The sequence below is a fragment of the Sulfuriflexus mobilis genome, from assembly GCF_003967195.1.
Taxonomy (GTDB): domain Bacteria; phylum Pseudomonadota; class Gammaproteobacteria; order AKS1; family AKS1; genus Sulfuriflexus; species Sulfuriflexus mobilis.
In genome coordinates, this window is record NZ_AP018725.1 from 2,583,827 (window position 1) to 2,595,000 (window position 11,174).

6 protein-coding genes and 2 rRNA genes (1 of these 8 cut by a window edge) are annotated in these 11,174 nt (G+C 54.1%); 1 reads left to right on the plus strand and 7 read right to left on the minus strand.

The window, feature by feature from the left end; genetic code table 11:
* Positions 1–4: 4 nt before the first annotated feature.
* From EL386_RS12860 to EL386_RS12875, 4 genes are all read right to left on the minus strand, one after another.
* Positions 5–982: a dimethyl sulfoxide reductase anchor subunit family protein gene (locus EL386_RS12860; protein ID WP_126456638.1), complete on the minus strand. Its 978-nt coding sequence runs from the start codon at positions 980–982 to the stop codon at positions 5–7.
* A gap of 225 nt (positions 983–1,207) precedes the next feature.
* Positions 1,208–1,939 carry a 4Fe-4S dicluster domain-containing protein gene (locus EL386_RS12865; protein ID WP_126456639.1) on the minus strand — a complete coding sequence of 244 codons (732 nt, stop codon included), beginning with the start codon at positions 1,937–1,939 and terminating at the stop codon, positions 1,208–1,210.
* Entirely contained in the window at positions 1,939–4,845 is a 2,907-nt protein-coding gene (locus EL386_RS12870) for a molybdopterin oxidoreductase family protein (protein WP_126456640.1), read from the minus strand. Before EL386_RS12870 ends, EL386_RS12865 begins: the two co-directional genes overlap by 1 nt.
* Positions 4,846–5,112: 267 nt before the next feature.
* Positions 5,113–7,224, minus strand: coding sequence for a SulP family inorganic anion transporter (locus EL386_RS12875; RefSeq protein WP_197722091.1), 2,112 nt, complete (start codon positions 7,222–7,224; stop codon positions 5,113–5,115).
* A 305-nt stretch (positions 7,225–7,529) separates the two neighbouring features.
* Here EL386_RS12875 and EL386_RS12880 point away from each other — a divergent pair, with 305 nt between their 5' ends.
* Entirely contained in the window at positions 7,530–7,994 is a 465-nt protein-coding gene (locus EL386_RS12880; RefSeq protein WP_126456641.1) for an Rrf2 family transcriptional regulator, read from the plus strand.
* Positions 7,995–8,051: 57 nt separating this feature from the next.
* Here the strand turns inward: EL386_RS12880 and EL386_RS12885 are convergent, their stop codons facing one another.
* The 3 genes from EL386_RS12885 to EL386_RS12895 form a co-directional block, all read right to left on the minus strand.
* Positions 8,052–8,330: a DUF6763 family protein gene (locus EL386_RS12885; protein ID WP_126456642.1), complete on the minus strand. Its 279-nt coding sequence runs from the start codon at positions 8,328–8,330 to the stop codon at positions 8,052–8,054.
* Between the two features lie 530 nt (positions 8,331–8,860).
* Positions 8,861–8,976, minus strand: a 5S ribosomal RNA gene (gene rrf, locus EL386_RS12890).
* 128 nt (positions 8,977–9,104) lie between these two features.
* Positions 9,105–11,174, minus strand: a 23S ribosomal RNA gene (locus EL386_RS12895); it runs 828 nt beyond the window's last position.

Consider the following 11,174-nt stretch of genomic DNA (forward strand, 5'->3'; position numbering starts at 1 on the left):
AGTCCTAGCCGACAGTCTGGTAGTAGAGGTTCTGCGGGTGGTTTGCCTGGGCGAAGAAGAACCAACGCTCGGCGATCAGACCGATGTATTGCACCACAAATGCCGCTATCAGCATCGTCATAGAGGCCGTCGCCATCCCCGCGCTCAGCAGGATCACCGGCAGCACAAAGGTCAGTGCCAGGAAAATCCACTTGATGGAGCGGAACACCAACATCGAAGCGCCGTGGAAGAAGTCGCGGGTATTGAATGAACCGCCCATAAAACCCATCGAGCGCTGCTTGATGCGCGTATCACGTACACCAATGGCCGTCTGCAGGCTGGACTTGGCACGAATGCGGGCATTGCGGATCAGGCTGGCTATACGAGTAATAAAGGCCGTGACCGTAATGACGATGGCCCAGCCACCGTAGAAATTCACCAGGTCAGGGGCCTGATAAGAGGCAAAGGCCGTTGCCAGGGTGAAGCCGGAGGCCGTACCCAGCAGGGTGTAGTTAATCACGGTCAATGGCGTAGACCATTCCTGCAGGAACTTGATGCAGGCATAGATCATCGCGGTACAGATGAACAACAGAAAGGTTGCCAGGACACCGCCGAGGCCGATCAGCAGGGTCAGGTCACCGCGCACCTTGGTTTCAATACCTATGATGCTGAGGTCCCACCCCAGTGCATGCAGGCCGCCATAAACAGATATCGCACCGATCACGGTAGGCAGGACAATGACCTCACGTGACAACCATGAGGTGCGCCAGCATGTCGCGGCACGCCAGGCACGCTCAGGGTGACCAAGGTGGAAAACCGAGGCGATCAGACCACCGATTAAAAAAGCCACGGCGATGACACTACCCCATACATAAAAATCCTGACTCTGGGCTGGCAACAGCTCAACCACGGCGTAACTCTCACCTGTGTAAAGGGCGAGAAACAGGCCCTGGCCAACACCGATCAGGGTTGTCAAAAAAATCACTGAAAATGCCGGATGCATTTTATTTCTCCAAAAACAATACGTTCATCAATTGCCCTGAACCTTCGATACGAAGGTTAGGGGCTTATAGAAGCCTTTCAGGCTTCATCATAAGTACCCTACGCCACTTCCAGTGTCGTCAGGGCAACTCACAATTGCCCTGACCCTCCGGTACGGTGGGTAGGGTATGCATAATGAACCTGCAAGGTTCTATGCTGTAACCCGAAGGGTTCTGTGAGCCACTCATTACCAACTCATCACATCATCGAGCGTATGACCTTCTTCATCCACCTTCGGACGCTCGCCTTCTTTCTTCAGCGGGTTGTCGGCACGGATCAACTCATCCTCGTGGATGTGGATCTTCTGCTTACGGCGTGGCAGATAGTGGTTGGCCGGATGGGTGCCCCATTCCGGCATCAACTGATAACCCGCTTCCTCACGGATCGTCTGTGATACAACAGAATCCGGATCATGCACATCACCAAACAGTCGTGCACTGGTCGGACAGGCCAATACACAGGCCGGTTTGCGCTCAGACTCGGGCAAGTTTTCATCATAGATGCGATCTACACACAGGGTGCACTTCTTCATGACCTTCTGGTGCTCATCGATCTCACGTGCACCGTAGGGACAGGCCCAGGAACAGTACTTACAACCGATACACTTGTCGTAATCGACCAGTACAATACCGTCTTCTTCACGCTTGTAGCTGGCGCCGGTCGGGCACACGGGTACACAAGGCGGGTCTTCGCAGTGCAGACAGGATTTCGGGAAATGCACCGTCTCGGTATTCGGGTACACGCCAACCTCATAAGTCTGGACGCGATTAAAGAAAGTACCGGTCGGGTCCTTGTCATACGGATTATCATCCGACATGAAACCGGCCGGCCCCGAGGTATTCCATTCCTTACAACTGGTCACGCAGGCATGACAGCCGACGCAAACATTCAAATCAATAACAAGCGCTAACTGGGTCATTACTTCTTCCCCTTGCCGGCAAAGTAGCCCAGCCATGACTTACGCATGCTCAGGTCCTGTCCGGGTACGGTCGGATAATTATCAAACTGCGGGAAACTGACTCCCTCTTCACCTTCGTCGCCCACCTCGGCCTTGTAGACGCGCACGCGCACGTCGTACCAGCCGGCCTGACCGGTCACCGGGTCAGAGTTCGAGACATGATCACCATCGTCACTTGGCGGCAGCTCTTCCGAGATCACATGATTGAGCAGGAAACCCTGCTTGGATTCATTGGCCTCCGGTGTCAGACCCCAGGCACCGGCCGCCTTGCCGATCGCATTCCAGGTCCAGACGGTACCCGGCTCAACGGCCTCGGAGAAACGGCACTTGGCCTTGACCTTGCCCCACATGGACTCGGCCCACACCCAGTCGCCATCCTCAAAACCCTGTTGCTGACCGAGCACGGGGCTCATGTACAGGTAGTTATAGGTATGGATCTGGCGCAACCAGGCATTCTGTGAATCCCAGGAATGGTACATCGCCATCGGCCGTTGGGTCAGGGCATTCAGCGGGTACTTCTGCTTGTCGGTGACTTGCGACTCCAGCGGCTCAAAGTAATACGGCAGCGGTGTAAAGTAGGTCTCGACACGTTTACGCAAATGTTCCGGTGGCTGTTTGCCCTGGGTCTTGCCCTGGGCGGCGAGGCGGAACTGCTGCAAGACTTCCGAGTAGATGTGGATCAAGATCGGTTCGTCATAACGAGTCAGTCGGTGTTCCTTGGCCCACTGCAAATAGCCCTTGTTCCAGTTACGCATGTACTGGTAGGACTTCGGCAGGTGATACTGATAGACGCAGTTGTTCTTTTCATACATCTGCCACTGGTTCGGGTTCGCCTCACCCTTCATGAACTTCTCGCCACCCTTGCCACGCCAGCCGGCGAGGAAACCAATACCGGAACCCGGCTCGGTCTCGTAGTTAATGACAAAATCAGGATAGTCACGGAACTTGCGGCTACCGTCATCCTTGGTGAAGGCCGGCAGCTTCAGGCGTGAGCCCATTTCAATCAGCACTTCCTGGAACGGCTTACACTCACCCTTCGGCGGCACGACAGGGATACGCACGGAATCAACCGGGCCATCGAATTCGGAGATCGGTCGGTCCAGCATCGACATGACGTCATGACGCTCGAGGTAAGTCGTATCCGGCAGGATCAGATCGGCAAAGGCCGTCATTTCTGACTGGAAGGCATCACAGACGATGATGTAGGGGATCTTGTAACCGCCGTCTTCATTCTTGTCGTTGAGCATCTTGCGGACTTCGGCGGTGTTCATGCTCGAGTTCCAGGCCATGTTGGCCATGAAGATCAACAAGGTATCTATTGGGTAGGGGTCGCCACGCCAGGCGTTGGTGATGACGTTATGCATGAGGCCATGTACAGACAGCGGATGCTCCCAGGAGAAGGCCTTGTCGATACGCACCGGCCCACCCTTGTCATCGACAAACAGGTCATCCGGGTCGGCCGGCCAACCCAGCGGCATACCGGCCAGTGGTGTTTCCGGCTGCACACCCTCCGGCCCCTTGGGTGTCTTTGCACACGGCGGGATCGGACGCGGAAACGGCGCCTTGTGTCGAAAGCCGCCAGGGGTGTCGATCGTGCCGAGCATACTCATGAGGATAGACAGGGCACGGATGGAGTGGAAACCGTTCGAGTGCGCGGCCAGACCACGCATGGCGTGGAAGGCGACCGGGCTACCGGTAACGGTTTCATGTTCCTTGCCCCAAACATCGGTCCAGGCAATGGGTAATTCAATCTTCTGATCGCGCGCCGTCACGCCCATTTCATAGGCGAGGCGGCGGATCGTCTCGGCAGGGATACCGGTAATACCTGCCGCCCAGTCAGGGGTGTATTCCTTGACCTGGTCAATCAGTAACTGAAAGGCCGGCTTGACAGGTGTGCCATCTTCCAACATGAAGCTACCCAGCAGGCGCGGGTCGCAGCCGTCGGTATGGGTGACGACGGCACGGTTCAGTTGACGGTCCCACCAGAGCTTGTTCTGCGGGTCGAAACAGCCCTCTTCCTCCGGCACCTCGGCGCGGACGAACATGCCATACTCGCTGCTGTTCTCATCCATGTTCACCAGCTGGGCGCTGTTCGAGTACTGGGTGAGGAAGTCACGGTCATACAGACCTTGCTTGATGATCTCGTTGATCAGTGCCAGTAATAGCGCACCATCGGTGCCCGGCTTGATCGGGATCCACTCGTCGGCGATCGCCGAGTAACCGGTGCGCACCGGATTAATGGAAATAAATTTGCCGCCATCACGCTTGAACTTGGAGATGGCGATCTTCATCGGATTCGAGTGATGGTCTTCGGCTGTGCCGATCATCACAAACAGCTTGGAACGCTCGAGGTCCGGACCACCGAACTCCCAGAAGGAACCGCCGATGGTGTAGATCATGCCGGCGGCCATGTTCACGGAACAAAAACCCCCATGGGCGGCGTAGTTCGGGGTACCGAACTGCTTGGCAAACATGCCGGTCAGGGCCTGCATCTGGTCGCGGCCGGTAAACAGCGCGAACTTCTTCGGGTCGGTCTTGCGGATCTCTGCCAGGCGTTCTTCCATGATGCCGAAGGCCTCGTCCCAGGAGATGGCCTCGAAATCACCGGCACCACGCTCACTGCCTTCGCGGCGCTTGAGTGGCTTGGTCAGACGTGCAGGTGAATACTGCTTCATGATGCCGGAGGCACCCTTGGCACAGATCACACCCTTGTTGAGCGGGTGCTCAGGGTTACCCTGAATATAACGAACTTCGCCATCACGCAGGGTCACGCGGATGCCGCAGCGGCAGGCGCACATGTAACAGGTCGTGTTCTTGACCTCGGTGCGGCCTTCTTGAGTATTCACATCGGAGGCAATGACGGACATGCTTCACCTGCTCCTAAAGTTTAAGGCAAATTTAAGGCTCGTAAGGGTATACGAGCCGTGGACTGAGCAACAATTAACAAATTCGATAAGTATATAAGCAGATAATAATATACTTTTTGCTGAATTAATAAAACCCTTTCAAAGACTTATCTTTAGCCATAACCCTTCAGCGCATACGGCAATTGAGCCGAGCAGGGATATTCCGTTTATAAGTTACTGAAATAACGACCCGAACCTGGCCAACCGGTTGACCCACGGACGCCGGGCCTAGTCGATTTTACCCTCGACCACGCAGGCAATGGTGAGCGGGCACTCGGCCACATCGTGTTGGTCACCGAGTTCTTCCCAGATGGCATCCAGGGCCAGTTCAGTATGGGCGAAAAAGCGCTCCTTGCCCATGTCTTCGTAAAAACCGCTGTCACGCAAGACCCTCAGTACCTGGCGCTTGAAATTGGCAAAGACCACCTGGACACCGGTCTTCGCCAGACGCTGGGTCAGCGAGGCCAGCACGTCTTCACCGGTGGCATCAATCTCGTTGATCCCCTGACCGTCAACGACGATGTACCTGAGGTCAGGTTTCTCGGCTGAACGCCGCATGACCATATCTTCAAAGTAACTGGTGTTGGCAAAGTACAAGGAACCATCGAAACGAATAATACTGACATTGCCACAGGTCTCCAGCTTGTGCAGGTCGGCATCACGCAGGGTGCCGTCAGGGTAACGTCCGAGGACGGCCACACGGGGTTTCATGGTCCGGTAAAGGAACACGCCGAGTGACAGGATCACACCGATGATAATCGCGTTCTCGAGGTGTGGCGCAAACAGCAGTGTAAGGATAAAGGTCACCGCTGCAATCATGCCATCTGTGCGATACACCGCCCAGGTATGCCTGAAGTGCTTGATATTCACGAGTCCAAACACGGCCATCATGATCACGGCCGCCAGCGTCGCTTGCGGCAAGTGATACAACAATGGGGTTAACCACAACAGCGAGACCAGCACGACCAGCCCGGTGATCACAGATGAAAAACCGGTTACCGCCCCGGCACCGATGTTCACCGCCGAGCGTGAGAAGGAACCCGATACAGGATAACTCTGGAACAGGCTGCCCACAATATTCGACAGTCCCTGGCCTACCAGTTCCTGATCGGTGTCGAGACGTTGGCGTGTGCGGGTGGCCATGGCCTTGGCGATCGAGATCGCCTCCATAAATCCAATCAGGGCGATGGTCACCGCCGCCCCCATTAATTGCAGTATCAGCGCCCAATCAAACTGCGGCAGATGAATACTCGGCAGGCCCTCCGGTATGCTCCCCACCACCCTGCCACCGGCACGTAAGTTAAGTTCACCCTCTGCGTTAAAACCGACAAACTGCCAGTGCCGTCCATCCGATTGCCTTGGGGCATCGAGATTGCCCTCGAGACTCAACGCACCTTTCACCACACCCTCGCCGTCCGACCAGATTAGTTTGTATTGTTGCAGCTGCTGTAAATGATTGCGTTCGAGCTTAATCGCCTCATTCAAGCCTTTTTCTATACCCTCGTACTCCTGACTGTCTTCAGGGTGCTCAACCAGTGATTTTTCCAATACGCCGATATTGGCCTGCAAGACCTGATGCTTGCGTATCGCCCCCCTCAGGGCATTGTCTGCCACGCTATCGAAGCCGACCGTCTGTTCCTTCTGATAGCCCATGGCGTAAGACAAGACGGTAGTAATGCCCACGGCTATCAACACACCCGGCAGCCTCGGATAATAACGCTTGAGTCCATACATAATGGTAAAGGCAAAGATCGCCATGAGCAGAGTCGGGAAATAGGTCTCTGTCGAGGCCGTAACCAGAGTCGTCCATACCGTTTCATAATGGTGTTCAGCCTTTTCAACCGTAACGCCAAAGATCTTTGGCAATTGCGAGGTCGCGATAATGATCGCCGCGGCATTGGTAAAACCCATCACCACCGGGTGCGACAGAAAGTTCACCAACACCCCTAACCGCAGCACCCCCAATGCCAGCTGAAAGAGACCCACCATAAAGGCCAGTAACACAGCATAGGCGATATAGGCCTCACCCCCGGACGTCGCCAGGGGCTCCAGTGCGGCGGCCGTGAGCAGTGAGACCACGGCCACCGGACCCGTGGCCAGTTGCCGGGAGGAACCGAACAGGGCCGCGACGATGGGCGGCAGAAAGGCCGCATACAGCCCGTAGTAGGCCGGTAATCCGGCCAGTGCGGCATAGGCCATCGATTGCGGGATCAGCACCAGGGCCACAGTAATGCCTGCGAGGATGTCTGCCCGCAGCACCGCACGGTCGGCCAATTCCGGTAACCAGCGCATAAAGGGGGCAACATATTCCAGCATCGATGCCTTCAACTGCTCGACCATCGCACATCCTCATTTATTTATCATGGCGGCCCTTGTGGCAGCCGCTTATTTGTAAACGAGTGTTTCACACAATTTCACTGAAAACGTCAATCTATTTACATAACATACTGTAAATATTAGTAATTATCAAACATTCTGCATCTTGGGAATTTTATTCGTTAACAATCTGTAACAAAAACCGCATTTACATTAATCCTTTTCAATCGCATAGTTTTCCCATACACATACCGTCAGCGATGAGAGGGAACTTATCACCGTAGTCTGCGCTGACTTTTCAGATACCTGCAGAAATAGGGAGTAGAAATATGAAATTGTCATCACGCTCACAATATGCCATTACGGCCATGCTCGAACTGGCCCTCCATGAGAAAAGTCGCCCGGTCACCCTGCACGATATCTCACAGAAACAGAAAATATCGCTGTCATACCTGGAACAGTTATTTGCCAACCTGCGCCGCCATGAGCTGGTTCGCGGGCGTCGAGGTCCGGGCGGGGGTTATGTGCTTGCACGAGATGTAAAGGATATCAGTATTGCCGACATCGTCACCGCCGTCGATGACATCCCCCAGAAAAACACTGCGGAATCCGCACTCACCGCAGATGGCATTAGCAGTGACCTGCTCTGGAACAACATCAGCCACCAGATCTATGATTACCTGCGAGGGATTAACCTCAGCCAGTTCCTGCAACCGGCACAGGCCGCAGCACCCTCCGCAGACATCAGCAACGATAACTGGAAAGCCGAAGTCGCCTATCACAGTCGCGCCTGATCTCGCTGACACACTCCTCTCTCCGCCCACTGGTCATTGCTGGCAGTGGGCGCTTTTTTATTCCTGCTGCGGGCTGAAGTCCTCGTCATCCAAATCATCGAAATCGCCATCAACCGCGAAATCATTCTCCAATTGGCTGTCACGTGAGGGGCTATCGGCCGGCTCGATCAGCATCTCATCCCAGTCATCTAGACTCAGCTCCTCGCTTTCCTCGGCACCTTCACGGAGGATCTCAATCAGCCCCTCGTATTCATCGACGCTGATGATTTCAAAGTCCAGGTCCAATTCATTGTCGTGATACCACTCACCCACAATCGGCTCAGCTGTAAAAGACATTCACAACCCTCACTCACTTTTTCGAGGCCGTGCCCCCTATACAGGCTATATAGCAAAGATTAGGCAAACGTCCAGATGAAAATGGCTAAAGACCCCCCTTTATAGACTAATACCCCCGATCAGTGAAAACCCAAGCCATAAAGACAAAACCCCATCCGGAATTTCTGGATGGGGTTTCTTAATTGACCAGAACGAGCATGGCCAGTTGCCCTGACCCGAAGGATGGGGTTGCCTCGACCCATTGGAAATGGGTGAGGTACTCATAATGAACGCTGAAAGCGCTCTATGAGACAGTGCAATGAAGCGCGAAGCGATTCTGCATGGTACCTACAATAAAATGGCCACTGCCAGGCCAAAATTCATTGCGGTAAAAAGAAGAAAGCCCGTAACTCTAATGAGCTATGGGCTTTCTGAAATGACGTCCATGGATGGACAAATACCGTGAAGGCCATGGACGGCCGAGAGCGGTAAAAACCACCCTATAAAGACGAAACCCCATCCAGAAATTCTGGATGGGGTTTCTAATTAAAACCTGGCAGTGACCTACTCTCACATGGGGAGACCCCACACTACCATCGGCGCTAAAGCGTTTCACTTCTGAGTTCGGGATGGGATCAGGTGGTTCCACTTCGCTATTGCCGCCAGGCAAACCGGTTGATGTCCGAGATGTTTTCTCGACCATCGAATTCGAAAAGCTGATTAAGGCGTTCATGGTATGTTGCATTTGCCTAACCATATTGAACAATTCACCAAACCAAACTGTTTGGGTGTTATATGGTCAAGCCTCACGGGCAATTAGTACTGGTTAGCTTCATACATTGCTGCACTTCCACACCCAGCCTATCAACGTTGTAGTCTCCAACGGCCCTTTAGGGGAATCAAGTTCCCAGTGAGATCTCATCTTGAGGGGGGCTTCCCGCTTAGATGCTTTCAGCGGTTATCCTGTCCGTTCATAGCTACCCGGCAGTGCCACTGGCGTGACAACCGGAACACCAGAGGAACGTCCACTCCGGTCCTCTCGTACTAGGAGCAGCTCCTCTCAAATCTCAAACGCCCACGGCAGATAGGGACCGAACTGTCTCACGACGTTCTAAACCCAGCTCGCGTACCACTTTAAATGGCGAACAGCCATACCCTTGGGACCGGCTACAGCCCCAGGATGTGATGAGCCGACATCGAGGTGCCAAACTCCACCGTCGATATGAACTCTTGGGTGGAATCAGCCTGTTATCCCCGGAGTACCTTTTATCCGTTGAGCGATGGCCCTTCCATACAGAACCACCGGATCACTAAGACCAGCTTTCGCTCCTGCTCGACATGTCTGTCTCGCAGTCAAGCACCCTTATGCCTTTGCACTCAATGCGCGATGTCCGACCGCGCTGAGGGTACCTTCGTGCTCCTCCGTTACTCTTTGGGAGGAGACCGCCCCAGTCAAACTACCCACCATACACTGTCCCCGATCCGGATAACGGACCTAGGTTAGAACCTCAAATATATCAGGCTGGTATTTCAAGGTTGGCTCCACCGCAACTGGCGTCACGGTTTCAAAGCCTCCCAGCTATCCTACACAAATATATTCAAAGTCCAGTGCAAAGCTGTAGTAAAGGTTCACGGGGTCTTTCCGTCTAGCCGCGGGTACGCTGCATCTTCACAGCGAGTTCAATTTCACTGAGTCTCGGGTGGAGACAGTGTGGCCATCGTTACGCCATTCGTGCAGGTCGGAACTTACCCGACAAGGAATTTCGCTACCTTAGGACCGTTATAGTTACGGCCGCCGTTTACCGGGGCTTCGATCAAGAGCTTCTCCGAAGATAACCCCATCAATTAACCTTCCGGCACCGGGCAGGCGTCACACCCTATACGTCCTCTTTCGAGTTTGCAGAGTGCTGTGTTTTTAGTAAACAGTCGCAGCCACCTGGTCACTGCAACCCCCACCAGCTTACGAAGCAAGTTCGATCACCAGCAAGGGCACACCTTCTTCCGAAGTTACGGTGCTATTTTGCCTAGTTCCTTCACCCGAGTTCTCTCAAGCGCCTTAGGATTCTCTCCTCACCCACCTGTGTCGGTTTGGGGTACGATCTCATATCATCTGAAGCTTAGAAGATTTTCCTGGAAGCATGGCATCAACCACTTCGCCCAAAAGAGGGCTCGTCATCACACCTCAGTATTAAGGACCCGGATTTGCCTAAGTCCTCTACCTACATGCTTAAACCGGGACATCCAACACCCGGCTGGCCTAGCCTTCTCCGTCTCTCCATCGCAATGATATAAGGTTCTGGAATATTAACCAGATTCCCATCGACTACGCATTTCTGCCTCGCCTTAGGGGTCGACTAACCCTGCGCCGATTAACGTAGCGCAGGAAACCTTGGGTTTTCGGCGGGGGGGTTTTTCACCCCCCTTATCGTTACTCATGTCAGCATTCGCACTTCTGATACCTCCAGCATTCCTTACAGAACACCTTCACAGGCCTACAGAACGCTCCTCTACCATGCGTGCCATTCGAAAACGGCACGCATCCGCAGCTTCGGTGTATAGCTTGAGCCCCGTTGAATCTTCCGCGCAGGCCGACTCGACCAGTGAGCTATTACGCTTTCTTTAAAGGGTGGCTGCTTCTAAGCCAACCTCCTGGCTGTTTGTGCCTTCCCACATCGTTTCCCACTAAGCTATAACTTTGGGACCTTAGCTGGCGGTCTGGGTTGTTTCCCTCTCCACGACGGACGTTAGCACCCGCCGTGTGTCTCCCGTGATTGCACTTTCTGGTATTCGGAGTTTGCAATGGGTTGGTAAGTCGGGATGACCCCCTAGCCATAACAGTGCTCTACCCCCAGAAGTGATACACGA

Coding starts and splice junctions, on each gene's coding strand:
- EL386_RS12880 (WP_126456641.1), top strand. CDS start 7,530: ATGAAATTGTCATCACGCTCACAATATGCCATTACGGCCATGCTCGAA.
- EL386_RS12860 (WP_126456638.1), bottom strand. CDS start 982: ATGCATCCGGCATTTTCAGTGATTTTTTTGACAACCCTGATCGGTGTT.
- EL386_RS12875 (WP_197722091.1), bottom strand. CDS start 7,224: ATGGTCGAGCAGTTGAAGGCATCGATGCTGGAATATGTTGCCCCCTTT.
- EL386_RS12870 (WP_126456640.1), bottom strand. CDS start 4,845: ATGTCCGTCATTGCCTCCGATGTGAATACTCAAGAAGGCCGCACCGAG.
- EL386_RS12885 (WP_126456642.1), bottom strand. CDS start 8,330: ATGTCTTTTACAGCTGAGCCGATTGTGGGTGAGTGGTATCACGACAAT.
- EL386_RS12865 (WP_126456639.1), bottom strand. CDS start 1,939: ATGACCCAGTTAGCGCTTGTTATTGATTTGAATGTTTGCGTCGGCTGT.